24 protein-coding genes and 1 tRNA gene are annotated in these 25,264 nt (G+C 65.9%); 11 read left to right on the forward strand and 14 right to left on the reverse strand.

Features of this window, described 5'->3' with window-relative positions; translation table 11 throughout:
* Positions 1-242: 242 nt before the first annotated feature.
* From BIZ42_RS02310 to BIZ42_RS02335, 6 genes are all read right to left on the reverse strand, one after another.
* Positions 243-1,325: an ankyrin repeat domain-containing protein gene (locus BIZ42_RS02310; RefSeq protein ID WP_070425425.1), complete on the reverse strand. Its 1,083-nt coding sequence runs from the start codon at positions 1,323-1,325 to the stop codon at positions 243-245.
* A 360-nt stretch (positions 1,326-1,685) separates the two neighbouring features.
* On the reverse strand, positions 1,686-2,225 hold the full coding sequence (locus tag BIZ42_RS02315) for a hypothetical protein (RefSeq protein WP_019184295.1): 540 nt from the start codon (positions 2,223-2,225) through the stop codon (positions 1,686-1,688).
* 30 nt (positions 2,226-2,255) lie between these two features.
* Entirely contained in the window at positions 2,256-2,504 is a 249-nt protein-coding gene (locus BIZ42_RS02320; protein WP_019184296.1) for a tyrosine-type recombinase/integrase, read from the reverse strand.
* Between the two features lie 61 nt (positions 2,505-2,565).
* Positions 2,566-4,026, reverse strand: coding sequence for a site-specific integrase (locus tag BIZ42_RS02325; RefSeq protein WP_019184297.1), 1,461 nt, complete (start codon positions 4,024-4,026; stop codon positions 2,566-2,568).
* An 87-nt stretch (positions 4,027-4,113) separates the two neighbouring features.
* Positions 4,114-4,203 (reverse strand) — tRNA-Ser (locus tag BIZ42_RS02330).
* A 153-nt stretch (positions 4,204-4,356) separates the two neighbouring features.
* A complete protein-coding gene (locus tag BIZ42_RS02335) occupies positions 4,357-5,349 on the reverse strand; it encodes a LysR family transcriptional regulator (protein WP_070425426.1) in 993 nt (330 codons plus the stop codon).
* A 126-nt stretch (positions 5,350-5,475) separates the two neighbouring features.
* On the opposite strand from BIZ42_RS02335, the gene BIZ42_RS02340 reads away from it, so the two are divergent.
* A complete protein-coding gene (locus tag BIZ42_RS02340) occupies positions 5,476-6,057 on the forward strand; it encodes an NAD(P)H-dependent oxidoreductase (RefSeq protein ID WP_070425427.1) in 582 nt (193 codons plus the stop codon).
* A gap of 101 nt (positions 6,058-6,158) precedes the next feature.
* On the opposite strand, the gene BIZ42_RS19215 is transcribed toward BIZ42_RS02340, so the two are convergent.
* Entirely contained in the window at positions 6,159-6,752 is a 594-nt protein-coding gene (locus tag BIZ42_RS19215; RefSeq protein ID WP_172838027.1) for a hypothetical protein, read from the reverse strand.
* A 380-nt stretch (positions 6,753-7,132) separates the two neighbouring features.
* On the opposite strand from BIZ42_RS19215, the gene BIZ42_RS02350 reads away from it, so the two are divergent.
* Positions 7,133-7,492, forward strand: a complete 360-nt coding sequence (locus tag BIZ42_RS02350; protein ID WP_070425428.1) for an SH3 domain-containing protein — start codon at positions 7,133-7,135, stop codon at positions 7,490-7,492.
* Positions 7,493-7,619: 127 nt separating this feature from the next.
* Here the strand turns inward: BIZ42_RS02350 and serS are convergent, their stop codons facing one another.
* Entirely contained in the window at positions 7,620-8,900 is a 1,281-nt protein-coding gene (serS, locus tag BIZ42_RS02355) for a serine--tRNA ligase (protein WP_046273366.1), read from the reverse strand.
* Between the two features lie 112 nt (positions 8,901-9,012).
* Here serS and BIZ42_RS02360 point away from each other — a divergent pair, with 112 nt between their 5' ends.
* Both BIZ42_RS02360 and BIZ42_RS02365 read left to right on the forward strand, forming a co-directional pair.
* Positions 9,013-9,645: an energy transducer TonB gene (locus tag BIZ42_RS02360; protein WP_070425429.1), complete on the forward strand. Its 633-nt coding sequence runs from the start codon at positions 9,013-9,015 to the stop codon at positions 9,643-9,645.
* 148 nt (positions 9,646-9,793) lie between these two features.
* Positions 9,794-10,372: an energy transducer TonB gene (locus tag BIZ42_RS02365; protein WP_070425430.1), complete on the forward strand. Its 579-nt coding sequence runs from the start codon at positions 9,794-9,796 to the stop codon at positions 10,370-10,372.
* A gap of 160 nt (positions 10,373-10,532) precedes the next feature.
* On the opposite strand, the gene aroA is transcribed toward BIZ42_RS02365, so the two are convergent.
* The 4 genes from aroA to BIZ42_RS02385 all read right to left on the reverse strand — a co-directional run bounded on the left by aroA (position 10,533) and on the right by BIZ42_RS02385 (position 15,234).
* Positions 10,533-11,846, reverse strand: a complete 1,314-nt coding sequence (aroA, locus tag BIZ42_RS02370) for a 3-phosphoshikimate 1-carboxyvinyltransferase (RefSeq protein ID WP_070425431.1) — start codon at positions 11,844-11,846, stop codon at positions 10,533-10,535.
* Between the two features lie 117 nt (positions 11,847-11,963).
* Positions 11,964-13,172, reverse strand: coding sequence for a prephenate dehydratase (pheA, locus tag BIZ42_RS02375; protein WP_156785672.1), 1,209 nt, complete (start codon positions 13,170-13,172; stop codon positions 11,964-11,966).
* Positions 13,173-13,211: 39 nt separating this feature from the next.
* Positions 13,212-14,297, reverse strand: coding sequence for a 3-phosphoserine/phosphohydroxythreonine transaminase (gene serC, locus BIZ42_RS02380; RefSeq protein WP_019184307.1), 1,086 nt, complete (start codon positions 14,295-14,297; stop codon positions 13,212-13,214).
* A 136-nt stretch (positions 14,298-14,433) separates the two neighbouring features.
* Positions 14,434-15,234, reverse strand: a complete 801-nt coding sequence (locus BIZ42_RS02385; protein ID WP_070425432.1) for an FHA domain-containing protein — start codon at positions 15,232-15,234, stop codon at positions 14,434-14,436.
* Between the two features lie 121 nt (positions 15,235-15,355).
* On the opposite strand from BIZ42_RS02385, the gene BIZ42_RS02390 reads away from it, so the two are divergent.
* From BIZ42_RS02390 to BIZ42_RS02400, 3 genes are all read left to right on the forward strand, one after another.
* Positions 15,356-15,631 (forward strand): polyhydroxyalkanoic acid system family protein, encoded by a 276-nt coding sequence (locus BIZ42_RS02390; RefSeq protein ID WP_019184309.1) that lies wholly within the window; start codon positions 15,356-15,358, stop codon positions 15,629-15,631.
* A 99-nt stretch (positions 15,632-15,730) separates the two neighbouring features.
* Positions 15,731-16,225, forward strand: coding sequence for a phasin family protein (locus BIZ42_RS02395; RefSeq protein ID WP_070425433.1), 495 nt, complete (start codon positions 15,731-15,733; stop codon positions 16,223-16,225).
* Between the two features lie 274 nt (positions 16,226-16,499).
* Positions 16,500-17,531, forward strand: a complete 1,032-nt coding sequence (locus BIZ42_RS02400; protein ID WP_070425434.1) for a restriction endonuclease — start codon at positions 16,500-16,502, stop codon at positions 17,529-17,531.
* Positions 17,532-17,534: 3 nt separating this feature from the next.
* On the opposite strand, the gene hutC is transcribed toward BIZ42_RS02400, so the two are convergent.
* On the reverse strand, positions 17,535-18,263 hold the full coding sequence (gene hutC, locus BIZ42_RS02405; RefSeq protein WP_070425435.1) for a histidine utilization repressor: 729 nt from the start codon (positions 18,261-18,263) through the stop codon (positions 17,535-17,537).
* 27 nt (positions 18,264-18,290) lie between these two features.
* Positions 18,291-19,667 carry a formimidoylglutamate deiminase gene (locus BIZ42_RS02410; RefSeq protein ID WP_070425436.1) on the reverse strand — a complete coding sequence of 459 codons (1,377 nt, stop codon included), beginning with the start codon at positions 19,665-19,667 and terminating at the stop codon, positions 18,291-18,293.
* Between the two features lie 63 nt (positions 19,668-19,730).
* Here BIZ42_RS02410 and hutI point away from each other — a divergent pair, with 63 nt between their 5' ends.
* Genes hutI through hutU form a run of 4 tightly spaced genes read left to right on the forward strand, consistent with a single transcriptional unit; the run spans position 19,731 to position 24,989 of the window.
* Positions 19,731-20,930 (forward strand): imidazolonepropionase, encoded by a 1,200-nt coding sequence (hutI, locus tag BIZ42_RS02415; protein ID WP_070425437.1) that lies wholly within the window; start codon positions 19,731-19,733, stop codon positions 20,928-20,930.
* Between the two features lie 23 nt (positions 20,931-20,953).
* Positions 20,954-22,495: a histidine ammonia-lyase gene (hutH, locus tag BIZ42_RS02420; RefSeq protein WP_070425438.1), complete on the forward strand. Its 1,542-nt coding sequence runs from the start codon at positions 20,954-20,956 to the stop codon at positions 22,493-22,495.
* On the forward strand, positions 22,492-23,325 hold the full coding sequence (hutG, locus tag BIZ42_RS02425) for an N-formylglutamate deformylase (protein WP_070425439.1): 834 nt from the start codon (positions 22,492-22,494) through the stop codon (positions 23,323-23,325). Before hutH ends, hutG begins: the two co-directional genes overlap by 4 nt.
* Positions 23,322-24,989 carry a urocanate hydratase gene (gene hutU / locus BIZ42_RS02430; protein WP_070425440.1) on the forward strand — a complete coding sequence of 556 codons (1,668 nt, stop codon included), beginning with the start codon at positions 23,322-23,324 and terminating at the stop codon, positions 24,987-24,989. The genes hutG and hutU overlap by 4 nt, the downstream gene beginning before the upstream one ends.
* Positions 24,990-25,264: the final 275 nt, after the last annotated feature.

The raw sequence follows: 25,264 nt of genomic DNA on the forward strand, positions 1-25,264 counted from the left end.
AGTGACATAGCATCTCGGCTAAGCGTTGCAGGCTGCTTCCAGTCGCGCCTACAAGCGCTTCACAACACACTTTGCTGGCCCTACGCGCCGGGCCACCCTCGGTCTAACAAGGATAAAAATCGACGGATGGCCTTGAGGCGAGTCAACAATGGCACGTTCTATGAGGTAATCAGATACACGCGACTTCTAAGGCTAAGCCCGATCCTGTAATCCTGGTCGTCGGCTGATCAGCGGAGGCTGCATCACAGCCGGCGCGCAGGATGCGGCTTTGGGGGCAGACCTCTCGCCGCACTTTCACATCCCCTCTCCCGAACCTTCTCGTTCAACCGAAGCTCCTTGTTCTGCATAGCAGCGCCAACCCTCGCCATTGATCGATCAAGAGTCGCCTCAACGGCCTCGTCTGAGATCAGTTCACGCACGTGATCGAGATTGACCCGGCGAACCAATAAATCGGCCACCGCATCGTGAGCTCCGAGCAATGCAGCGCATAGCGCCGCTTCGGGATACGCAGACTTGTGGGCAAATTCCAACACTGACTTCACCACCTCCGCATGACCGTTCTTCGCTGCAACGAACAAGGCCTCTTGGCCGAACTTGCGCGGGGCAAAGCCGGTTCGGACAATGGCCCAAAGCAGAGTTCGGACCAACGGGGCATACCCCTTAGCAGCTGCAATGTTCAACCCTAAACTGTACGTATCCTCTGGATCGGGAAGCCCGGACCCGATCAGGAACTTGATAACGGCCTCATGGTTATGCTCTGCCGCAGCTTCAAATCCCCGCTGAGCGCATTGGATCTTGGACGAAAACGGTAGAAGGTGCTTGACCACTTCCAGATGACCTGACCTACAAGCCGCGATCAGTGCTCGACTTCCCCTAGCCTTAGCATCCGAGAACAAGACCAATTGGAAAACGACATCGGCATGGCCATGAAGCGAGGCCTCATATAGCGCTTGCGAGTCGCCCTCTAAAGGGCTGCAAGAGCGCATAAGCAGCTTGACGGTATCAACATGCCCATGTCTCGCTGCGAGGATAAGCGCATCTCCACTTTCGACGTTGCAGAACGGCATCAGCCTCGCCACGCACTCTGTCCTGCCAGACTTAGCGGCTTCGTTCAGTGGCTCGCTCTGCCAGGAGGCCGTCAGCAGCGGCAGGAGCTGCTCAATAACATTGTCACGATCCAGTCTGATCGCCAAGACAATGGCATTTCGAGCCGCCTCGTCTACATCCTTCTGCTTCTCGCAGAGAGATACGATCGCGCCCAAATCGCCCGCATGGATCGCTCTCTTAAGTCCTCGATAGAACTGTTCTTTGTTCTTGCTGCTCATCCTTCCAACGTATCGCCAAAATTGACTTCGTCAAGGCTCAAAGAGGAGTAGACCTGCCAAGCGTTCAATAGTTGACAGATGCGCGCTTTGCCTTAGAAACGGTGAATATCAACTTTTCAACTACTTATGAACGTCGAAGAATTCTGGAACAGTGCATACATCGCCGCACTCACTCGCTTGCCGGCAAGAGACGCCCGCCGAGAGGCAGATCTTGCGACCGAACTCTGCATCGAGCATTGGCGCTCGCATCGGCGTCATTGGGAGCCGGCCTACGTGACGATGTGGAAAGACCAAGATGTCACCGAAGCCGTGCCAAACCGTCATCCTGGCAAAGCTCCTCCGGACAATTTGTAGCGCGCGTTACAGCTTGAATTGAGAACCCTTGTAGGCGAGCTTGACTTGCTGCTCTCGGTCCAGTCTCTTGGCCACTCCAACAGCATCTCCGAGGCCGGAATAGGCGCCAAGAATGGAGGTCCCGAAGCTGGGTATAACAACAAACTTGCAGCTTGGCAAATGCCACGTCGTACCGATCAATAGACTGATCCGCCTGACCAAAAAACCCGAAGTTTCCGATACGAATTCGGTTTTAGCGACCTCAACTGGATGGGGATCAAACTTTTCGGAGAAAGCGTCCCAGCTACTGACTAAAGTGGAATTACTACCCGCTGGCGAGGACTTTGCTTGGTCCAGGCCTTGGAGGGTATCGCCAACCTTTTCTCGTGAATCCGCGTCAATACGATTTCCGTTGACGTCAAGGAAAGCGAAGCCAACATCATCTCGCCCCGGAACCGTGGTCGTGGCCGTTAAGCGCATTACTGAGTATTTTGGCGGGAGAGAGGTGCTCGCCTCCCCCTGCGCGCCCAGCCTATCCAACTTTACGATCACAAGCTCGCTGCTCATTACATCCTCCTTGACACGCTCGTTTTGGTTCTAGGTCAACACTGCCACAAGCAGTGGGTCTGCACCTAACATCACCCTCTCAATACGCGCCATCTCTTCCAGCAACCGCGCATCGTCCACCTTTGTATAACGGCCGGTGACGTCCCGACTGTTGCGATGATTGAGAAGCCGCTTCACCACCGCATACGAAGCCACTTCCTCGGCCACTGTAGCAAAGGTTCGGCGTAGGTCGTGGATCCGAAGCGCTTCGATCTCGCCAGCCTTTTTCAGGTCCTGCAAGATTGCCTCCGTTCAAGTAGGCCTCGCCCTGCTCCGAGCGCAGAACGCCCAAAGTTCGGCACTAACCCTTGACTGGCGTTCGCAGACGCAACTCGTAGTTCAACGACGCTAGTCCCGGCGAGTGTTTTCCCATGCCGTTGAGCTTCTCCTTTGCGTTGAAGGCGCGGCTGTAAGTGGCGTGATGCTCGTCATCGAGCTCATGCCCCACGATCTGAGCGCGCAGCTCAGATGCCACACCGAGTGTTTGAAGTTCTTGGATGAAGGTCTTCCGCAAAGAGTGAAAACCCCGCTTTGCCTTAGGCCAGTCCTTGCCGATTATCGCCAGGTGCCGGCTAAACGCCTTCGTGATCCAATTTCCCTGACCATTGAGCGCGTCCCCTTTGGCCTGCGGAAACAAGCGCTTGTGCCCTGCCGATTTGCGCGTTGCAACCCAGTCCATGAAGCCTAGCGCCAACAGGTCCGGATGCAGAGGAACGGTCCGAAGGCTGACCTCCGTTTTGACTTTTTGGTTCTCGCCCTCGTCAGATATTCGAATGCAAGGGAGCTTCCCTTCCAACACGATGTCTGCAATCAAGAGCTGCCCCACTTCCGACGCTCGTGCGCCTGTGTAGAGCCCAAGAAGCGACGCCCATCGAGCATTCTCAGAGAGCTTCTCGAAGTTTCTAGGCGAGAAGATCGTTTGGATCTGATGACGGTCATACGCCTTGAAACCGAGCTTGCGCCGAGCGCGCTTCTCACGGAGCGAATAACTCACATGACCTGTCGCGGGATTGTCGTTTTTGGGGAAGTAACCGGACGCGATGGCCCAGTCGAAGAAGCCGCCCTTTCCTCCCACATAGCTTTGCTTGTTCGTCAGCGTCGGCGTCGATGCCCCACTGTCACGAAGATGTTGATACCAGCGCGCAAGATCGGGCCTTGTGACAGTGTGGAGCTTTGACTTAGGCCCCAGGAATGCGACGAGCGACTCCACTGCGGCTGTCTTGATCGTGTAAGTTTTAGGCAACGTGCGCGGCTTGATGCTTGCAAGCCACGCGTCGCGCGCCTTTTCCAACGAAATTGTCTCGCTGACCTGAGGACGCGGTTCGCGAACAGGCCTAGGCTCGGGGTCGAGCATGCCGATGGCCGCCACCTCTGCCGCGGTCGCGAAGCTCTGCGCTTGGCGGAACAGACGGACATCATCTTCGCTGTCGATCTGCCAGCGTTCCGTGATCGTGCCATCCGCCGCTTGCGTCCGATGAAGCGTCAGATCGCGCCGATCTCCGCCGCCGCTCAATCGCTCGACGAGCGCTTCCAGATCCTTCTTACTAAACCGATCCACCCGTTGATCCCTCAACACGTCATAGGCGTGAGCATAGCCTGATGCCAAGACGATCGCGCGAAGTCTGGCTGACGCCAAGTTTGCGGTCCGAAGCGATTGCTTGATGAGCTTGCGGCCGATGACGACTTGCAAGTCGCTCGGGACACGCTGACGAAAGGCGTAGGTGCCGGAGGGAGTACGGATGAGGTGGTGGGGAATGCGCATTTCGGGAGATGTGTCCCGATTTGTGTCCCGTTGGAAGACCCAAATATCAAAAATAAGTCCAATAAAATCAATGGCTTATATAGATATTGGCGGAGAGAGTGGGATTCGAACCCACGGAAGGAATGACCCTTCGCCGGTTTTCAAGACCGGTGCCTTAAACCGCTCGGCCATCTCTCCGTATCGGCAGCGCTTCCGCGCCCCGCGTGCCCCGGTCATTGCAACCCGGGCAACCGGTTCGGGATCGCCCCGTCCGGCATGGCTCCCCGGCTTGGGCCGGGGGTCGCATTCTCGCATTTCAGGTGGGATTTGCCCACCCGCCGGCTGTCGGGCTCAGCCCGCATCCACCGCCAAGGCACCCAGCGCACTCGCCTTGATCTTCTCCTTGGCCCGCTCGCACGCGCCACCGCAATCCAGGCGCGAGGCCTCCAGCTGCGGCGGCAGGTGTTCGGCCAGGAAGTCGATGAACACGCGCACCGCCGGCAGCAGGCCGCGACGGGAGGCGAAGACGGCATGGCAGATACCCTGCGGCAGCGACCAGTCCGGCAGTACCACTTCCAGTTCGCCGTTGCGCACGGCGTCGGCGCAGACGGTTTCCGGCAGCATGGTGATGCCAAAACCGTCCTTGACCATGCTCTGCAGCAGCGGGAAATCGAAACCCGCCACGCGCGGCTGCAGGTCCACGCGGCGGACCGCGCCTTCCGGGCCGTGCAGTTCCCAGCGCTGACGGGCTTCGTCTTCGCTGATGCTCAGGGTGACGTGGTTGGTCAGTTCGTCCGGGTCTTTCGGGCGGCCGGCGCGATCCAGGTACTTGGGGCTGGCCACCAGCAGTTCCTGCACCTGGCCAAAGCTGCGCATCACCAGGCTGCCATCGTCATCCAGGCGCGAGCGCACGCGCAGGGCGACGTCGTAGCCTTCGTTGATGATGTCCACGCGGCGGTTGCTGATGTTCAGCTGCAGCCGCACCTTGGGGTACTGCGCCAGGAAGATCGGCAGCAGCTTGGGCAGCTGCATCTGCGCGAGCGAGACCGGCACGCTGGCGCGCACCAGACCGCGCGGCTCGGCGCTGAGGCGATCCACCACCTCACGCGCGGCTTGAGCCTCGGCGAGCATGGTCTGCGCGTGGCGATGCACGCTGGTGCCGACGTCGGTCACCGCGAAGCGGCGCGTGGAGCGCTGCAGCAGGCGGGCGCCCAGGTCGGTTTCCAGCTGGCTGATACGGCGGCTCAGGCGGGATTTGGGGATGCCCAGCGCGCGTTCTGCTGCGGCGAAGCCACCATGATCCACCACCATGGCGAAGTAGTAGAGGTCGTTGAGGTCTTGCATACCGAAGTTCCAGATATAGAACAATACGTGGTATTCAACCACCTTTATTCCAAACAGGCAACAACCTAACCTGATCTCCGTCGGCGGCGCCTTGCCCCGCCCCTCCCCAGATAACAGGTGATTGCCATGAAGCTTCTTCACATCGACGCCAGCGTGCTTGGCGACAACTCGGTTTCCCGCCAGCTCTCCGCCGCCGTGGTCCAGCAGTGGCGCGACCAGGTGCCGGGTCTGGAAGTGAGCTACCGCGACCTCGATGCCCAGCCGGTCCCGCACCTGCGCAGCTCGTCCCTGGCCCAGTCCGATCCGGCCGAAGTGGCTGACGCCGAGCAGGTGCTGGCGCAGTTCCTGGCCGCCGACGTGGTGGTCATCGGCTCCCCAATGTACAACTTCAGCGTCGCCTCCACCCTCAAGGCGTGGATCGACCGCCTGGCCGTGGCTGGGCGCACCTTCAAGTACACCGAGAATGGCCCGGTGGGCCTGGCCGGCGGCAAGCGCGTGATCGTGGCCAGCAGCCGCGGCGGCCTGCACACCGGCGCCCCGACCGACTTCCAGGACCCCTATCTGCGCCAGGTCTTCGCCTTCTTCGGCATCGACAACGTTGAGTTCGTGCGGGCCGAGGGCATCGCCTACTCGCCGCAGCACCGCACCGATGCGATTGCCCAGGCCCTGGCCGCGCTGCCGCAGCCGGAAGAACTCGCCGCAGCCTGAGCCGCGCAGGACCCACACCGTTCCCTCCCCCTCGTCGTGACGGTGTGGGTGTGGCAGAGATGGCCCCTCCCGGGGCCATCTTTTTTGGATGCGGTTCGGCCTTACTGCAGTTCGCAGTCGCGTGTCATCGGTGATCCCAGGATCATGCCGTTGCCCGTGCAGGCCGCGAGCACAGTGTCGCCTTTGCCGAGCGCGCCGGCCTCTTCCCTGGAGAGGCCGGAGATCATCACCTGGTCGACGCTTCCGGCCTTCAGCTGCACCTGCGGCTTATCCATCAGATCCGTCTGGATGCTGGCAACTTCGCCGGTGATCAGCAGCCGCTTGCCTTTGTAGAGGACGTCGGCGGCGACCTCATTGGCCTCGTAGTCCCGATGGAGCTGGCGCGCCGTGATTTCGACAGGCACGACAGGCGCGATGGTGATGTCCTGCTGGCGGCCCTTGTCCGCGTTGGCCTGGGCATCGAGGGCCGGCTGACCGATCGCGCTGACGGTGCCGGCGAACACCACGACGCCCACGAGGTAGACCAGTGGGGAGGCGACGAGGGACAGCAGGAGCTGGGCGATGCCTTTGCCGGCGCCGCCCTTGGCCATCGCCACGACCGCCAGGATGAAGGCCACCAGATTGAGCGGCCAGCCGAGGATGAGCCCGAGCCCCGGAAACGGGATCAGGAAGCACAGCCAGGCGATGCCCAGCATCAGCCATGCGGCGATGCCGGCGGGATTGGAGGATGGGAGGGGTGCAGCCGCTGTAGTCACCGTGCGTCCTGTGGAAGTAGATGTCGGTGCCCAGCCTGTCCGCTGTGTGCTGCAGGAAATGGGCATCGATCACACCACCACGTGCGGGCCGTATGGGTCGCCCACCGGATGCTCATCCGCGAAGCCCCGTGCCTGCCGTCTCTGCGGCCTTCCACGCCGAGTGCCGCCCACTCGGCTACCAACCTCTCCTACATTTCATCGCGGCGTTTTCTGACCTGCCTCTCTTCCTCACTGGAAGCCGCATCGCTGACGCAATCAACGCTGCAGCGGCGCGGCAATGGCCGCTAAGCTGAAGGCTCTTTACACATGGCTGATTCCGCATGGATTACCGCGTCATCCAGACCCACCGCAGCGAGTTCCCCCACCCGATCACCCTGCAGCCCGGCGATCCGCTGCAGGTCGGCGAGCGCTACCAGGGGCCCGAAGGCTGGGACAACTGGTATCTGTGCCAGACGCCGGGCCAGGCCGCCGGCTGGGTACCGGCGCAGGTGATCGGCCGCAACGCGCAGGGCGATGCGATGGCGGCCGAGGCTTACTGCGCGCGCGAACTGGACGTGGATGTGGGTCAACACGTGCGCGGTGAGCGCGAGCTCAACAGCTGGGTGTGGTGCGAGCTGGTTGGCGGCACCACGTCCGGCTGGGTGCCGTTGGGCGTGTTGGCGCCGATGACGAACGGGTAGAGCCACCCCATGGGTGGCTGCAGGTGATGCATGACCGGTACGGAAGCCACCCATGGGGTGGCTCTACCGAAGCACCAACAAAAAACCCGCCTTCCGGCGGGTTTTTTACACGCGTCACAGCACCGGATCAGCCGATGACATCCAGCCCGCCCATGTAGGGCTTGAGCACGTCCGGCACGGTGATGCTGCCGTCGGCGTTCTGGTAGTTCTCCATCACCGCGATCATCGCGCGGCCGACCGCCACGCCCGAACCGTTGAGCGTGTGCAGCAGTTCGGGCTTGCTGGTTTCCGGGTTGCGCCAGCGGGCCTGCATGCGGCGCGCCTGGAAATCACCACAGTTGGAGCACGAAGAGATTTCGCGGTAGGTGTCCTGCGAGGGCAGCCACACTTCCAGGTCGTAGGTCTTGATGGCGGCAAAGCCCATGTCGCCGGTGCACAGCAGCACCTTGCGGTAAGGCAGGCCCAGCTTTTCCAGCACGACTTCGGCACAGCGGGTCATGCGCTGGTGCTCTTCATCGCTCTGCGCAGGGGTACAGGCGGCGACCAGTTCCACCTTCTCGAACTGGTGCTGGCGGATCATGCCGCGCACGTCGCGGCCGCCGCTGCCGGCTTCGGCGCGGAAGCAAAGCGAATGAGCGGTCATGCGCAGCGGCAGCTGCTCGGCGTCGATGATTTCATCGCGCACGATGTTGGTCAGCGGCACTTCCGAGGTCGGGATCAGGTAGCGGGTGGACTCGCCCACGGCGGTCTTGAACAGGTCGTCCTCGAACTTCGGCAGCTGGCTGGTCCCACGCAGCGACTCGGCATTGACCAGGGTCGGGACGTTGGTCTCTTCATAGCCGTGCTCACCGGTATGCAGGTCGAGCATGAACTGCGCCAGGGCGCGGTGCAGGCGCGCGATCGGGCCACGCAGCACGGTGAAGCGCGAGCCGGACAGCTTGGCCGCGGTCTCGCCATCCAGCCATCGGTTGCGGGCGCCCAGCTCGACATGATCAAGCACCGGGAAATCGAACGCGCGCGGGGTGCCCCAGCGCTTCTGCTCGACATTCTCCGATTCATCCTTGCCCGCCGGCACATCCTCGGCCGGCAGGTTCGGGATGCCCAGCGCGATCGCTTCGATTTTCTCGCGCAGCACATCCAGGGCCAGTTCCGAGGCTTTCAGTTCATCGGCGAACGCGGCCACCTCGGCCATGATCGCCGAGACGTCTTCGCCCTTGGCCTTGGCCTGGCCGATGGCCTTGGAACGGCTGTTGCGCAGGCTCTGCAGCTCTTGAGTACGCACCTGGATCCGCTTGCGATCGGCTTCCAGCGACTCCAGCCCGGAGACATCCAGCTCGAAACCGCGCGAGGAGCGCAGGCGTTCGGCAAGGTCGGCGGGCTGTTGGCGGAGCAGGGCTGGATCGAGCATGGCGGCAGAGGGGTCTACGGATTCGGAGGGGGATTATCGCCTGTTATGCGTTTTTCTGCCGCCGGTTCATCCCCGGCGTGGCAGAATCGCGGTGATCCATACGGTATGCCCCATGTCTGCTTCCCGCTCGACTTCTGGCAAGAACATCACTTTCCAGCTGCCCCGCCGCAGCCTCAAGATCGCCGCGATCGCCTTCGGTGCGGGCGTGCTGCTGTTCCTGGTGGTGTGGCTGAGCAGCCGCAAGGACGGCTTCTACAAGGCCGACCCCGCCGCGCAGACCCCTGCCCAGGTGGCCGAGGTCGAGCCCCTGCCCGAGCCACTGGCGGCTGCGGCCGGCTCCAGCGACATGCCCGACGCCAAGGCGCCGCCGGCCAATGAAGAAAAGCCGCAGCTGGTGGAGACCGCCCCGCCGCCGCCGGCTGCGCCCGCCGCACCTGCCGCGCCCGCTGCGCCTGTGGCGATGGCACCGAGCGACCGCCCGCAGCCGATTGCCGACCAGTCGCCGCCGCCCAGCTACCCGCCCGCCGCACTGCGCCGGGGGGATCGCGGCACGGTCGTGGTCCGTGTGGATGTGGATGCCACCGGCTATCCCTCGGCCGTGACCTTGATCCAGCGGAGCGGTTCACGCGACCTTGATCGTGCCGCGTCCGATGCAGTGCGCCGCTGGCGCTTCCAGCCGGCGCAGAGCAATGGGGTGCCGGTGCCTGGCAGCCTGGAAGTACCGTTCGACTTCACTCCGCAGTGATTCATCACCGCATCACGCGGTGATTTTGCAACGGCTCAGCAAACTGAACCTTGATGGCAATGCAGTCGCGGCGTTGACGGTGCGCTGACACATCCGCAACCGGGTACGCGCAAGACTGCGGGTGTCACATCGACACCAGGAGTCAGCCATGAGTGTTACCCATGCCCCGGACATGCCCCGCTCGCCGCAGCATCAGCGCGACGTGATCGATGAACCCCACAATCGCCGTACGTCACCCTGGTTGTGGGTGGCGTTGATCGTGGCGATGTTCGCCGCTGCGCTGGTGTGGCTGCGATATGCCACCCCGGGCGATACCAACGACGCGCCGGTCGGCCAGCGCATGTTGCCCGCCACCGAGACCGCACCGGTAGCGACGACGCCGGCCCCGGCGGCGCGCCAGGCGGCTCCGGCCGCCGAGCAGCGCAAGGCGACCCCGGCCGTGCGCAATCGTGAGGCCCGCCCGCTGGCGAGCAATGCCAAGCCGGCCTACCCGCGTACCGCGCTGCGCAGCGGCGTGCAGGGCAGCGTGGTGGCCAGCCTCAACGTGGATACCCGCGGCCAGGTGACCGATGCCAACATCGTGCAGCGCAGTGGTACACGTGATCGCGATCTGGACCGTGCGGTGCTGACCACCGTGCGCGATTGGAAGTTCGAGCCGGCCATGCATAACGGCCGCGCCGTCGCCAGCGTGGTGCGCGTTCCGGTGGATTTCCGCACCGAGCGCTAACCTGATGCACTGAGGCAGAAACGAAAAGGGAGGCCAATGGCCTCCCTTTTTTGTTCCGTGAAGTACTGCGACGACGCAAGGTCAAGGTAGTGCCGCGCGCTGCCCGGCAACCACGCATACCCGACATCTGGACGCAGCAGCGGCAGAACCCGGCATTATCTCAGCCGGCGCGAAGCCCGAAACCTGCGCCGGTCGCCAGACCATCGAAATCCGGGAACGAGGTCGCTACGTTGGCGATGTCATTGACCCGCACCTCGCCCGTGCTGAGCTGGCCGGCAATGGCGAAGGCCATCGCGATGCGGTGATCGCCATGGCTTTCGATGGTGCCGCTGCCCAGCGCCGCGCCGCCATGGATCGTCGCGCCGTCCTCGGTCTCGTCCACCTGCACGCCCAGCGTGCGCAGGCCGGTCGCCATCGCGGCCAGGCGGTCCGATTCCTTGACCCGCAGCTCGGCCGCGCCACGCACCACGGTGTTGCCCTGCGCGGCGGCCGCGGCGACGAACAACGCCGGGAACTCATCGATCATGTCCGGCACCAGCGCTTCGGGAATCTCGGCGCCGTGCAGGGGCGCGTAACGCACCACCAGATCGGCCACCGCTTCCCCACCCTGCTCGGCATGGTTCTCTTCGGTGATGTCCGCGCCCATCAGTCGCAGCGCGGCCAGCAGACCGGTGCGGCGCGGGTTGAGGCCGACCGCGCGCAGGCGCAGTTCGGAGCCCGGGATGACGCTGGCGGCCACGAGGAAGAACGCCGCCGAGGAGAAATCGGCCGGCACCACGATATCGGTCGGGCGCAGGCGCTGGCCACCGCGCAGGCGGGCCTTGCCAGGCGAGAAGTCGATATCCACGCCGAACGCGCGCAGCATGCGCTCGCTGTAGTCGCGGGTCGGGTGCGGCTCGATGACCGAGGTTTCGCCCTCGGCATACAGCCCGGCCAGCAGCACGGCGGATTTGACCTGCGCACTGGCGACCGGCGAGGCGAACGCGATGCCGCGCAGCGTCTGCCCGCCCTGCACGCGCAGTGGCGGCGTGCCATCGGCCTCGGTCTCGATCTTCGCGCCCATCTCGCCCAGCGGGCCGGTCACGCGGCGCATCGGACGGCGCGACAGCGATTCATCGCCGACCATCACCGAATCGAACGGCTGCGCGGCCAGCAGCCCGGCCAGCAGACGCATGCCGGTGCCGGCGTTGCCGCAATCCAGCGGTGCGCTCGGCGCCTGCAGGCCATCCACCCCCACGCCGTGCACGATGCGCTGCGACGGCGACGGGGTGTCGATGCGCACGCCCATCTGCGAAAAGATCGCGGCGGTGGCGCGGGTGTCTTCGCCTTCCAGGAAGCCATCGATGCGCGACACGCCATCGGCCAGCGCGGCGAACATCACCGAACGGTGCGAGACGGACTTGTCGCCGGGGATGGTCAGGCTGCCCTGCAGGGGCTGGCCCTTGTGGGCGATCCAGTACGGAGATGCAGTCATCGGAAATCCTATGGGGCGGGGCCGCCGCAGCGGCGATGCAACGGTGTGCGGAAGGGCCGCAGTGCCCATGCGGGCACCGGGCCGGGCGTAGTGCTCAGCGCGGCTACGCCGTTCGGATCAGGGCACGGCGACTGGATAGGAGCCGAGGATCTTGATCTGCGCCGAGTGGGCTTTCAGTTCGGCCAGGGCCGCCTGCATCGCCTCGTCGTCAACGTGGCCAGCCAGGTCGATGAAGAAGCCGTACTCCCACTTGGCGTTGTGCGAGGGACGCGACTCGATCCGGTTCATGCTGATGCCATGCCGCGCGAACGGGCTGAGCACATCGAACAGCGCGCCAGGCTTGTCGTGGATGAACACCAGCACCGAGGTGCGGTCGTGGCCGGAGGTCGGGAAGATGTTGCGGCCGATCACCAGGAAGCGCGTGGTGTTGTCCGCATCGTTCTGGATCGGCTTGGTCACCACCTTCTTCAGGCCGTACACATGCCCGGCACTCTCGCCGCCGATCGCCGCGGCGTCATCGGCATTGCGGGCGCGGCGCGCACCTTCGGCATTGCTGGACACCGGGATCTTCTCGGCCTTGGGCAGGTTGGCGCGCAGCCACGAGGAGGTCTGCATGAACGACTGCGGGTGGCCGTAGACGCGCTCAACATCTTCCAGCCGGCCGCTGCGCGACATCAGGTACTGCTGCACGCGCAGTTCCACTTCGCCACAGATCTTCAGGTTGGAGGTCAGGAACATGTCCAAGGTGATCTGGATGGTGCCCTGCCCCGAGTTTTCCACCGGCACCACGCCGAAATCGGCGTTGCCCGCTTCCACTTCCTGGAAGACTTCCTCGATGCTGGCCAGCGGCAGGCCCAGCGCCGAGCGGCCGAAGTGCTTGAGCACGGCCTGCTGGCTGAAGGTGCCTTCCGGACCGAGATAGCCGATCTTCAGCGGCTCCTGCTGGGCCAGGCAGGCGGACATGATTTCGCGGTAGACGTGGACCAGCACTTCATCGCTGAGCGGGCCTTCGTTGCGGTCCACCACCATGCGCAGCACCTGGGCTTCGCGCTCGGGGCGGTAGTAATCCACGGCGGCGGCGAGCTTGCCCTTGGCCTTGCCGACCTGGTGGGCGAAGTTGGCGCGCTCGGCGATCAGTGCCTGGATGCTGCGGTCGATATGGTCGATCTTGGCGCGCACGTCCGACAGCACGGGCGCGGCAACGGCCGGCGCGGTATCGCGCTTGGCGGCCTTGGCCTTCTTCGCGGGGGCAGCAGCCTTGGGCGTGGTCGGCGCCGGCGTGGCGGCCTTGGGCTTGGCGGGTTTGGTGGCCATCTTGGTTCCAATTGCTGTGGGGCGGCAGGCGCCCCGGGGAAAACGAACGCGTCAGCCGTTGCGCTGCTGGAAATCGCGCATGAAGGCGGCCAGCGCCTGCGCGCCCTCCACCGGCATGGCGTTGTACAGCGAGGCACGGATGCCGCCGACCGCCTTGTGACCCTTCAGCGCCAGCAGGCCGGCGGCTTTGGATTCACTGACGAAACGGGCATTGAGCGTGTCGTCGGGCAGGAAAAACGGGATGTTCATGCGCGAGCGCGCGGCTGGCACCACGTTGTTACGGTAGAAGCCGCCGGACTGGTCGATCGCCTCGTACACCAGGCCCGACTTGACCGCGTTACGACGCGCGAATTCTTCCACGCCGCCTTCGGCCAGCATCCACTGGAACACCAGGCCGGCCAGGTACCAGTTCCAGGTCGGCGGGGTGTTGAGCATGGAATCGCGGGCGACATGCGAGCGGTAATCGAAGATGTCCGCGCGCGGCTGGCCGCTGCGCTCGAGCAGGTCGCGGCGCACGATCACGACCGATACGCCGACCGGGCCGAGATTCTTCTGCGCCCCGGCGTAGATCAGGCCGTACCGGCTGACATCCAGCGGTTCGCTGGCGATCGACGAGCTGAAATCGGCGAACAGCGGCACCGTGCCCACGTCGGGGGTGTCACGGAACTCGACGCCGTGGATGGTTTCGTTGGCGGTGATGTGCACGTACGCGGCATCGTCGGAGAGCTGCCAGCTGGCGCGTGCCGGGATGTCGTGGAAGCCGTTGGCCTCGCTGCTGGCAGCCACGTTGACCGAAACATACGGGCTGACCTGCTTGATCGCGGTCTTGCCCCAGTGCCCGGTGAGCACGTAATCCACGGTCTGGCCGGGCTGGGCGAAGTTGAGCGCGAGCAGGGCCTGCTGGGTGGTCGCGCCGCCGGCCAGGAACATCACCGCGTAGTCGTCCGGAATGCCGATCAGGCGGCGCAGATCGGCCTCGGCCTGGGCGGCGACGGCCATGAACTCCGGGCCGCGGTGACTCATTTCGACAATGGAGGCGCCCGCGCCGTTCCACTCCAACATCTCTTCCTGCGCCTGGCGCAGGACCGATTCCGGCAGGGTTGCAGGGCCGGCACTGAAATTGAACGCGCGCGTCATGTCACACCTATGGGGCAAGACCCCTAGTATGCCGCAGCGCACCAGCCTTTAGGCCTTGCAGGACAAGGCGAATTTGGTTGCAAACGAATCTAATGGCCCACGCCAGGTGTGCCTGATTGCCGGCCAGGGGCCGGCACTACCTCGCCCCGAACCAGAGCAGGCCGCTGATCGCTGCCGCGAGCAGCAGCGCACTGACCAGCAGCCACGGCCAGCGGCTCACCCGCTTGGGCACGGCCACCGGTTCCGGGCGCTGGCGCGCTTCGAAGCCGTCGTCTTCTTCCTCGACCACGATGCGCTTGCGGCCGTCATGCGGCACCTCGAGCACGAAGCGGTGCTGGGCATCGAAGACCAGCTGGTCACCGGGCTGCAGCCAGCAGTGGCGAACGGTGACGCCATTGACCCGGGTCGACTCGCCGGCGCCCAGGTCGCGCAGCAGCAGGCGCTCGCCGTGCTGCTCAAGGCGGGCGTGCTGCTCGGCGAAGGCCGGGTCGTCGATGACGATGTCCGCCTCCGGCCCGCGCCCGATCACGCGCGGGCGATCCAGGGTGAAGCTGCGCCCGTGGTGCTGGCCGCCGACGCCACGCAACAGACGCTGGTCATCGCCACCGTCATCGCTGCGCGGCGGTGCGTGCGCAACGGCCTCGCAGTCGCCCTGCACCACCATCTCCACGCCATCGGCGTAGACGGCGTCGCCCGCGCGCAGCAGCGCCATCCGCCGCACCGGGCGGCCATTGACGTGGATGCCGCGGATGCCGCTGGCGACCTGCAGCCACAAGCCGCGGTCGTCCAGGCAGAACTGGGCCAGCAACAAGGTGCCGGGAGTGTCATCGCCAAGCCGGACAGTGCCCGAAGCATGACGCACGATGCGCTGCACCCCGGGCCGCAGGGGCTGGTCGGGGTGTTGGCGTTGAGTAAAGTGGACTAGCAGGTTCTGCACGCGGCGCAGCCTAGCAGGTTGAATGTCAGGGAAGAAGAAGTGTGACGCAGACCTTGGAGTTGTGCCTGAGGATGCGCACAATGCACGCCCGAATCCGCGCCGTTGTCCGCCAGGAGACTGTATGTCCACCATCGATATCCGTCACGCCCACTCCCTGCCCGCCGAAAACGCGCGCAAGGCCATCGAAGAAGTCGCCGCCAAACTATCCGAGCGTTTCGGCCTGCAGTCCAGCTGGGTGGGCGACGTGCTGAACTTCAGCGGCTCCGGCGTGGATGGCGCGATCGCGCTGCAGCCCGGCCAAGTGCAGGTCACCGCCAAGCTCGGCTTCCTGCTCTCGGCCATGAAAAGCATGGTGGAAAGCGAGATCCAGCGCGTGCTGCAGGAAAAGCTCGGCTGAACCGACACCCGGCCCGGCGCTGCACAGGCGCCGGCCATCACATCGCTTGAAGCCGGCGATGCATACGATCCAAGGGTGTCCACCCACAGGGATCGCCCCATGAATTCACCCAACGACTTCGACGATCGCATCCCCGGCGAGAAGCCCTCGCTGCAGGATCAGGCCGAGCGCTTCTCGCGCAAGCTGACCGATTCGGCCCAGCAGATCTGGCTGGCGGGGCTTGGCGCCTTCGGGCGCGCACAGGCCGAAGGCAGCCGGGTCTTCGACAACCTGGTCAAGGAAGGCGAGAACATCGAGGCCCGCAACCGTGAGCAGGCCGGCGATACGCCGCGCTGGCGCGACAATGTCGAGGAACACCTCGGCGAGGCCCGTGAAAAGGCCAGCGGCACCTGGGACAAGGTCGAGAAGGCCTTCGATGACCGGGTCCAGGGCGTGCTCAAGCGCCTGCACATCCCGACCGCCGAGGACGTGGCCGCCCTCAATGCCCGGATCGACGCCCTCACTACCCGGGTCAACCGCGCCGAGGCCCGCAATGCCTCCCCGTCGGCCGATCCGTCGCCGGGGACGCACCAGTCGCCGACCTCCGACGCCTGACTGAACTGATCCGACCTCGTTTGTTGCAAAGCAGCACGACTTTGTTGACAATCGAAATCGACCCGCCAATCGCTTCCACCGCCGTTTGTTCCCTCCCCTCACGGCTTTGGATTGGCGGGTTTTTTGTGGGCGCTCGATCGCCGCACCGCCACAAAGTGAGACGGCCGTCACCGACGTGATCGACGGATGCCCATGCGTGCGACAACGACGCGCCGCTGACGTGCAAAGGCGCATATAAACTGTCTATCGCACTTCCCTGTTCATATCCCCCTGCATGCTCTCCTGGATTCTGGCCCTGCTGTTGGCCCTCATCGCCTGGTTCCTGGCCACGGCCTACTTCTGGCTGATCAAACGGAAGCGCAAGGAGACCCAGCTTGGCCTGAATGCCCTGGCCGGCATGCACTGGCGGGAATTTTCCCTGATCGTCCGGCGTGCGATGCACGAGCAGCGTGGCCTGCAGGACGTGCCCGATGAGGCCGTGGACAGCCGCCAACCCCGCAGCGATTTCCTCATGCACGACGGCCCGCAGCGCTGGCTGCTCTCCTGCAAGCACGGGCGCGCTTACCGGATCGGCACGGCGGCGGTGAATGAGCTGGGCGCCGCCGCGCGCCTGGCTGGTGCCCGCGGCGGGATCCTGATCACCGAAGGCAGGGTCGAGCGCGATGGCCGCATCGCCGCTGAAAAGCAGAATGTCGAGGTTCTGGACGGCCCGCTGCTGTGGCCGCTGCTGCAGCCGTATCTGCCCGGCGACATGGAGTCCCGCGTACAGGCCGGTGCCCGTCGCGAGGCGATCCGCCGGATTTCGATCGCGGCGCTGGGCGCGGCGACTCTGGGCTTGATGGTCGGGCTGGGCTCGCTGACCGCGGGACTGGAAAGGCAATGGGCCGACGACGAGTCCACGACGACCGCGCCTGCCGCCATGACTCCCGCCACAGCGGCCCCGGCGCCGGCCGATACCGCCCCCACCGCCGCACCGGCACCACCCGCGGCAGCGCACGAGGGCCGTCCAGGCCCGGCGACTGACGCGGCCCCCGCTGCGATGGACGCCAACCCCGACAACGCCACGCTGGACCGCTATCAGCACGAACTGTCACGCAACGTGGCCACCCGCCCCGGCGTGGCCAGCGGCATCTGGCTGACGCGGCAGACGCTGGCGATCAACCGCACCGGCGAGATCGATGCCATCTGGCCGCTGATCTGCGAGGAAGTGACCCGCTACCCGGCACTGCGCACCGTGCGCATCCAGCTCAACCCGCGCCCCGGCGTGGATGAGCCGGTCCGCTGGCGGCAATGCACCACGCTGTAACGGTCAGCGCGCGCCCGGCGAGAATCGGGCGACCAGGTCGTAGGCATCGCCCAGGAACATCTGCCGCACGCAGGTGATCGGCTGCTCGCCGCGCCAGGTGAGGCGGTCGATGACCAGGCATGCCGTGCCGGGTTTGACCTGCAACAGCGTAGCGGCCGCGTCATCGGCGCCCCACGCGCTGATCCGGTGCTGGGCGCGCGTCCACGACACGTTCTGCAGCAGCCAGCTGCCGGGCGCCGTCGTCTCGAAATCCACCGCCAGCACCTCCGGCACGCCGACCGGACTGATCAGGCGATGCTCCAGTGCCAGCGGCCGGCCATCGGCCAGGTGCAGGCAGCGGATCGCCAGCAGTTTTTCGCCGCCGGCCAGGGCGGTTTCCTCCGCGACCTGCTCGCGTGGGCGACGGTAGGCGCGCTCCAGCAGCTGGTAGCCATACACATGCCCGCGCGCTTCCACCGCCATCGCGATATCGGGGATTTCCAGCGCCACCTGTTCCAGGTGCGGCGGCTGCCGGGCGACGAACGAGCCCGCACGGCGGCGGCGCTCGATCATGCCGCTCTCGGCCAGCGCGGTCAGCACCTTGTTCACGGTCATCCGCGAGCAGCCGTACTGCTCCATCAGCTCGTGTTCGTAGGGGATGCGGAAGCCAGGCTCCCACTGTCCACTGAGGATGCGGCTTTCCAGATCGGCGCGGATGCGCTGATTGAGGGTTGCTGCTTTCTTGCCCGTCACTCTGGATTCCTGCATGGGAGGGTCGGATCAGACCCTCAACAACGGTCGAAGTGCCGCGGCGAACCGTGCGGCCACCGCCTCGCGTTGCGGGTGGCGACCGTCACGGACCAACTGGCGCCCCTGGCGCCATACCGATCGCACGGCGCCATTACGTGCGGCGAACACCCAGCTGTCAAGCAAGGCATCGCCGTCGCGGGCGATCAGCGCCGGGTGATCGGGATCGAGCTCGACCAGGTCGGCAGGTGCGCCGACCTGCAGCCCGCTGGTCACGCCCAGCGCCTGCGCAGCACCGTTCAACGACTGTTCGTACAGCCAGCGGCCGGTGGACTGGCCATCGCCCGGGGCCAGCACGTTGCGCCCACGCAGGTGCAGGCGCTGGCCGTACTCGAGCAGGCGCAGTTCTTCGGCGGCGTCGATCAGGACGTTGGAGTCGGAACCGACACCGAACCGGCCACCGGCGCGCGCGAACGCCTGCATCGGGAACAGGCCGTCGCCCAGGTTCGCCTCGGTGATCGGGCACAGCCCGGCCACCGCGCGACTGGCCACGATCTGCTGCAGCTCCGCCCCGGTGATGTGGGTGGCGTGCACCAGGCACCAGCGTGCGTCCACCGGCGCGTGTTCGTACAGCCACTGCACAGGGCGCATCCCGCTCCAGGCCACGCAGGCATCGACCTCGCGGGTCTGTTCGGCGATGTGGATGTGGACCGGGCCGGTGTTGAGGGGCAGCAGCGCCGACAGTTCCTCGCCGGTCACCGCGCGCAGGCTGTGCGGGGCGAAACCGAGCACCGCATCGTCCTGGCCCTGCAGCGCGCGCGTGCAGCCCTGCAGCAGCTCGGCAAAACCATCGACATCGTGGATCAGCCGGCGCTGGGCCGGGTTCGGCGCGGCGCCACCGAAATCGGCATGCGCATAGAACACCGGCAGCAGGGTCAGGCCGATCCCGCTGGACCGGGCGGCAGCGGCGATGCGCTCGGCCATTTCGGCACGGTTGGCGTAAGGCGCACCGTCCGGCCCGTGATGCAGATAGTGGAACTCGCCAACCCGGGTGAACCCGGATTCCAGCATCTCCACATAGGCCTGCTCGGCGATCGCCTGCATGGCATCGGGCTGCAGATGCGCCAGGAAGCGGTACATCAGCTCCCGCCAGCTCCAGAAGCTGTCCCCGCTGTTGCCACCGATCTCGGTCAGCCCGGCCATGCCGCGCTGGAAGGCGTGGCTGTGCAGGTTGCCCAGGCCCGGCAGGGCGATGGCCAACGCGGCATCACCCGCCTCGGCCGGCATCCCCGGGGTCACCTCGACCAGCATGCCGCCCTGGCTGGCGATGCGCACATCGCGCGCCCAGCCCTGCGGCAGCAGCGCGCGGGCGGCGTGGAAACGAAGGATCGGTGCGGGGTTGGCTGGCATCACTGGACATCCCGGAAGAGGCGCCTATATTGTATAGACATATACACCGATGTGGTTGCTGCCATGCACTGTGACACCCTCTGGTACCACGCCAACCTGATCACCGTCGATGGCCCGGGGCTGGGCGTGATCGAGGATGGCGTCATCGCCGCGACCGATGGGCGCATCGTGCATGTCGGCGCGGCCGGCTCGGCCGATCATCTGCAGCCGGCCCAGCGCATCGACGTTGGCGGGCGCTGGATCAGCCCCGGCCTGATCGACTGCCACACCCACCTGGTCTATGCCGGCAACCGCGCCGGTGAGTTCGAGCAGCGCCTGCAGGGCGTGAGCTATGCCGATATCGCCCGCGCCGGCGGCGGCATCGTCTCCACCGTGCGCGCCACCCGCGCCGCCAGCGAAGCCGACCTGCTCGCCGCCAGCCTGCCCCGCCTGGACGCCATGTTGGCCGAAGGCATCACCACGCTGGAGATCAAATCCGGGTACGGGCTGACCCTGGCCGACGAGACCAAGCAGCTGCAGGTCGCGCGCGAACTGGGCCGCCAGCGCGCGGTCGAGATCGTGCCGACCTTCCTCGGCGCGCATGCGATCCCGCCGGGCCGCGAGGCGCAGGAGTACATCGATGAGGTCTGCAACGTCATGATTCCGGCCGTTGCCGCCGCCGGGCTGGCCGAAGCGGTGGACGTGTTCTGCGAGAACATCGCCTTCAGTGCTGCGCAGGCCGAGCAGGTGTTCGTCGCCGCGCAGCAGCACGGCCTGGCGATCAAGATCCACGCCGAGCAGCTGAGCAACCAGCACGGTGCGGCCCTGGCGGCGCGTCACGGTGCGCTGTCGGCCGACCATATCGAACACCTCGACGCCGACGGCATCGCCGCGATGCGCCGCGCTGGCACCGTGGCGGTGCTGCTGCCGGGCGCGTTCTATTTCACCCGCGATACCACCCTGCCCCCGATCGCCGAACTGCGCGCGGCGGGTGTGCCACTGGCGCTGGCCACCGATTCCAACCCCGGCACCTCGCCCCTGACCAGCCCGCTGCTTGCGATGAACATGGCCGCCACCCTGTTCCGCATGACCGTGGAGGAATGCATCGCCGGCTTCACCCGTGAAGCCGCACGCGCACTCGGTCGCCAGGACCGGATCGGCCGGCTCGCCGTCGGCCTGGACTGCAATCTGGCCGTGTGGGACATCGAGGCGCCTGCCGACCTCGTCTACCGCATGGGCTTCAACCCCCTGCACGCCCGCGTGATGCGCGGCCAACCCGTCTGAACCTAGTGATGTCTGGAGATTTCATGAGCACTACCCTGACCCTGCACCCCGGCGCCGTCACGCTGGCGCAATGGCGCGCGATCCATGACGGCGCGCGGGTGCGGCTGGACCCGGCTTCGGCCGCCGCCGTGCTGCGCAGTGCGCAGACCGTGGCCGACATCGTCGCCAAGGGCGCTCCGGTGTATGGCATCAACACCGGCTTCGGCAAGCTGGCCAGCGTGCGCATCGAGCGCGAGGATCTGGAAACCCTGCAGCGCAATATCGTGCTCTCGCACGCGGCCGGCGTGGGTGAGCCGATGCCGGCGCCGGTAGTGCGCCTGATGATGGCGCTGAAGCTGGCCAGCCTCGCCCAGGGCGCCTCGGGCATCCGCCCGCAGACACTGGCCCTGCTGGAAGCGTTTCTGCAGCACGATTTCATTCCGGTGATTCCGTGCCAGGGCTCGGTTGGCGCCTCGGGCGACCTGGCCCCGCTTTCGCACCTGGCCAGCGTGATGATCGGTGTCGGCGAAGCCTTCGTCGATGGTCAGCGCCTGCCTGCTGCCGAGGCACTGGCGAAGGTCGGCCTGGCCCCGCTGGTGCTGGGTGCGAAGGAAGGCCTGGCCCTGCTCAACGGCACGCAATACTCCACCGCCTATGCACTGGCCGGGCTGTTCGCGATCGATACCGTGTTCCGTGCGGCGCTGGTCACCGGCGCGCTGTCGGTGGAAGCGGCCAAGGGCTCGGACACGCCCTTCGATCCCCGCATCCACAGCATCCGCGGCCAGCGCGGGCAGATCGCCACCGCCGCCGCGCTGCGCACCCTGATGCAGGGCTCGGCGATCCGCGAATCGCACCGCGACAACGACGTGCGCGTGCAGGACCCCTACTGCCTGCGCTGCCAGCCGCAGGTGATGGGCGCCGCGTTCGACGTGATGCGCCAGGCCGCGACCACGCTGGCGATCGAAGCCAACGGCGTGTCCGACAATCCGCTGGTGTTCACCGATACCAACGAGGCGCTGAGCGGCGGCAACTTCCATGCCGAGCCGGTCGCCTTCGCGGCCGACATGCTGGCGATGGCCGTGTGCGAGATCGGCTCGATCAGTGAGCGCCGCACCGCGATGCTGGTCGACCCGGCGCTGTCCGGCCTGCCCGCGTTCCTCACCCCGAAGCCCGGCTTGAACTCCGGCTTCATGATTCCGCAGGTCACCGCCGCCGCGCTGGTCTCGGAAAACAAGCAGCGCGCCTACCCGGCCAGCGTCGATTCGATCCCGACCTCGGCCAACCAGGAAGACCATGTCTCGATGGCCGCCCACGGTGCGCGCCGCCTGATGGCGATGGCCGAGAACGCGGCCAACGTGATCGGCATCGAGCTGCTCGCCGCCGCGCAGGGCTGCGATTTCCACGCCCCGCTGCGCTCCAGTGATGCGCTGGAAGCGGTGCGCCAGCGCCTGCGCGCACAGGTGCCCACGCTGGAAGACGACCGCTATTTCCATCCGGACATGGTGGCCGCGACCGATCTGGTCCGCAGCGGCGTGCTGGCCGACGGCCTGGGCGACATCCTCCCGCCGCTGGAGCCCCTGTCATGACCGCGCACCCGGACTGGCTGCAGATCCATCGCGGCGATGCACCGTTGATCGTCAGCTTCCCGCATACCGGCACCGAGCTGCCCGATGCACTGGCCGCGCAGTTCATCTCCCCGTGGCTGGCCCGCCGCGATGCCGACTGGTGGGTGCACGATCTGTATGCCTTCGCGCAGCAGATGGGCGCCACCACGATCCGCTCGGCGGTGTCGCGCTCGGTCATCGATCTCAATCGCGACCCCAGCGGCAGCTCGCTGTACCCGGGCCAGAACACCACCGGCCTGTGCCCGCTGACCACCTTCGACAACCAGCCGCTGTACCGCGATGGCCACGGCCCGGACGAAGCCGAGATCGCGCGGCGCCGCGCTACCTGGTTCATGCCCTACCACGACGCCCTTGCCGCGGAGATCGCGCGCCTGCGTGCGCAGCACGGCACCGTGGTGGTGTACGACGCGCACTCGATCCGCTCGCATATTCCGCACCTGTTCGATGGCCAGCTGCCGCAGTTCAACCTGGGCACCAATGGCGACACCACCTGCGACAACGCGCTGACCGATGTGGTCGACAACCTGTGCGCGATGAGCGGCATGAGCCATGTCCGCAACGGCCGTTTCAAGGGCGGCTACATCACCCGCCATTACAGCGACATCCCTGGCGGCGTGCACACGCTGCAGATGGAGCTGGCCTGCCGCGGCTACATGCACGAGCCCGAGGCCGTGGATGAGCACAGCTGGCCCACGCCGCTGGATCCCGATCACGCCGCCCCGCTGCGCGCCACGCTGCAGCAGGTGCTCGATGCCTGTCTCGACTTCGCTACGTCCCGGAGTGCCGCATGACCCGTCTCGATTCCACCCGCACCATCCTAGCCCCGACCGGCACCACGCTCACCTGCAAGAGCTGGCTGACCGAAGCCCCGCTGCGCATGCTGATGAACAACCTGCACCCGGACGTGGCCGAGCGCCCGCAGGAGCTGGTGGTCTATGGCGGCATCGGCCGCGCCGCGCGCGACTGGGAGAGCTACGACAAGATCGTCGAGACGCTGCAGCGGCTGGAGGATGACCAGACCCTGCTGGTGCAGTCCGGCAAGCCGGTCGGTGTGTTCCGTACCCACGTGGACGCCCCGCGCGTGCTGATCGCCAACTCCAACCTGGTGCCGCGTTGGGCCACCTGGGACCACTTCAACGAGCTCGATAAGAAGGGCCTGGCCATGTACGGCCAGATGACCGCCGGCAGCTGGATCTACATCGGCGCACAGGGCATCGTGCAGGGCACCTACGAAACGTTCGTGGAGATGGGCCGCCAGCATTACAACGGCAGCCTGGCCGGCAAATGGCTGTTCACCGGAGGCCTGGGCGGCATGGGCGGCGCACAGCCGCTGGCCGCGGTGATGGCCGGCGCCTCGTGCCTGGCGGTGGAATGCCGCAAGAGCAGCATCGAGATGCGTCTGCGCACCGGGTATCTGGATACCTGGACGGATGACCTCGACGAAGCGCTGCGCCTGATCGAGGAATCCTGCACCGCGAAGAAGCCGCTCTCGGTTGGCCTGCTCGGCAACGTCGCCGACGTGCTGGACGAGCTGCTGGTGCGCGGCGTCAAGCCGGACCTGCTGACCGACCAGACCTCCGCGCACGACCCGGTCAACGGCTACCTGCCGCAGGACTGGACCGTGGAAGAGTGGGATGAAAAACGCGTCTCCGCGCCGAAGGACGTCGAAGCCGCCGCGCGCGCCTCCATGGCCAACCACATCCGCGCCATGCTCGCCTTCCACGCCCTCGGCGTGCCGACCGTGGATTACGGCAACAACCTGCGCCAGATGGCACTGGAAGAAGGCGTGGACGATGCGTTCGACTTCCCCGGCTTCGTGCCCGCCTACATCCGCCCGCTGTTTTGCCGCGGCATCGGCCCGTTCCGCTGGGCGGCGCTGAGCGGCGATCCGGAGGACATCGCCAAGACCGACGCGAAGGTCAAGGAGCTGATCCCGGACAACCCGCACCTGCACCGCTGGCTCGACATGGCCGCCGAGAAGATCAAGTTCCAGGGCCTGCCCGCGCGCATCTGCTGGGTCGGCCTGGGCGATCGTGACCGACTCGGCCTGGCCTTCAACGAGATGGTCGCCAATGGCGAGCTGAAGGCGCCGGTGGTCATCGGCCGCGATCACCTGGATTCGGGCAGCGTCGCCTCGCCGAACCGTGAAACCGAAGCCATGCAGGACGGCTCCGATGCCGTCTCCGACTGGCCGCTGCTCAATGCGCTGCTCAACACCGCCAGTGGCGCCACCTGGGTCTCGCTGCACCACGGCGGCGGCGTCGGCATGGGCTTCTCGCAGCATGCGGGCATGGTCATCGTCTGCGACGGCACCGAGGCCGCGGCCAAGCGCATCGCGCGCGTGCTGTGGAACGACCCGGCCACGGGCGTGATGCGGCATGCCGACGCGGGGTATGAGATCGCAGTGGAGTGCGCGAAGGAGAAGGGGCTGGATCTGCCTGGGATTCTTGGCTGATGGGTGGGCCCCGGCCGCGTGCCGGGGTCTGCAGCTCAAGGTAGTGCCGGCCCATGGCCGGCAACCACGCGATCCTGATTCTCACGCAATGCAATCGCATCGTTCCTGGCGAGCCGGCCAGCGGCCGGCACTACCGATATCGGGTTTTTTCCGGCGGCCGTCGCCACCCCATACGCCCCACAAGGGTGACGAACCCGCAACATCCTGTTAACTTGCGCGCCCCACATGAAGTTGACAGGGTGCTGCGGCGACGCGCGTCTTGTCCGCACTGATAC

Source organism: Stenotrophomonas sp. LM091, assembly GCF_001806305.1.
In the GTDB taxonomy this organism is placed as follows: Bacteria; Pseudomonadota; Gammaproteobacteria; order Xanthomonadales; family Xanthomonadaceae; genus Stenotrophomonas; species Stenotrophomonas bentonitica_A.

What these genes read in the sequence shown, in the direction of transcription:
- BIZ42_RS02310 (WP_070425425.1), bottom strand. Translation starts at nt 1,325, where the DNA reads ATGAGCAGCAAGAACAAAGAACAGTTCTATCGAGGACTTAAGAGAGCG.
- BIZ42_RS02315 (WP_019184295.1), bottom strand. Translation starts at nt 2,225, where the DNA reads ATGAGCAGCGAGCTTGTGATCGTAAAGTTGGATAGGCTGGGCGCGCAG.
- BIZ42_RS02325 (WP_019184297.1), bottom strand. Translation starts at nt 4,026, where the DNA reads ATGCGCATTCCCCACCACCTCATCCGTACTCCCTCCGGCACCTACGCC.
- BIZ42_RS02335 (WP_070425426.1), bottom strand. Translation starts at nt 5,349, where the DNA reads ATGCAAGACCTCAACGACCTCTACTACTTCGCCATGGTGGTGGATCAT.
- BIZ42_RS02340 (WP_070425427.1), top strand. Translation starts at nt 5,476, where the DNA reads ATGAAGCTTCTTCACATCGACGCCAGCGTGCTTGGCGACAACTCGGTT.
- BIZ42_RS19215 (WP_172838027.1), bottom strand. Translation starts at nt 6,752, where the DNA reads ATGCTGGGCATCGCCTGGCTGTGCTTCCTGATCCCGTTTCCGGGGCTC.
- BIZ42_RS02350 (WP_070425428.1), top strand. Translation starts at nt 7,133, where the DNA reads ATGGATTACCGCGTCATCCAGACCCACCGCAGCGAGTTCCCCCACCCG.
- serS (WP_046273366.1), bottom strand. Translation starts at nt 8,900, where the DNA reads ATGCTCGATCCAGCCCTGCTCCGCCAACAGCCCGCCGACCTTGCCGAA.
- BIZ42_RS02360 (WP_070425429.1), top strand. Translation starts at nt 9,013, where the DNA reads ATGTCTGCTTCCCGCTCGACTTCTGGCAAGAACATCACTTTCCAGCTG.
- BIZ42_RS02365 (WP_070425430.1), top strand. Translation starts at nt 9,794, where the DNA reads ATGAGTGTTACCCATGCCCCGGACATGCCCCGCTCGCCGCAGCATCAG.
- aroA (WP_070425431.1), bottom strand. Translation starts at nt 11,846, where the DNA reads ATGACTGCATCTCCGTACTGGATCGCCCACAAGGGCCAGCCCCTGCAG.
- serC (WP_019184307.1), bottom strand. Translation starts at nt 14,297, where the DNA reads ATGACGCGCGCGTTCAATTTCAGTGCCGGCCCTGCAACCCTGCCGGAA.
- BIZ42_RS02390 (WP_019184309.1), top strand. Translation starts at nt 15,356, where the DNA reads ATGTCCACCATCGATATCCGTCACGCCCACTCCCTGCCCGCCGAAAAC.
- BIZ42_RS02395 (WP_070425433.1), top strand. Translation starts at nt 15,731, where the DNA reads ATGAATTCACCCAACGACTTCGACGATCGCATCCCCGGCGAGAAGCCC.
- BIZ42_RS02400 (WP_070425434.1), top strand. Translation starts at nt 16,500, where the DNA reads ATGCTCTCCTGGATTCTGGCCCTGCTGTTGGCCCTCATCGCCTGGTTC.
- BIZ42_RS02410 (WP_070425436.1), bottom strand. Translation starts at nt 19,667, where the DNA reads ATGCCAGCCAACCCCGCACCGATCCTTCGTTTCCACGCCGCCCGCGCG.
- hutI (WP_070425437.1), top strand. Translation starts at nt 19,731, where the DNA reads ATGCACTGTGACACCCTCTGGTACCACGCCAACCTGATCACCGTCGAT.
- hutH (WP_070425438.1), top strand. Translation starts at nt 20,954, where the DNA reads ATGAGCACTACCCTGACCCTGCACCCCGGCGCCGTCACGCTGGCGCAA.
- hutG (WP_070425439.1), top strand. Translation starts at nt 22,492, where the DNA reads ATGACCGCGCACCCGGACTGGCTGCAGATCCATCGCGGCGATGCACCG.
- hutU (WP_070425440.1), top strand. Translation starts at nt 23,322, where the DNA reads ATGACCCGTCTCGATTCCACCCGCACCATCCTAGCCCCGACCGGCACC.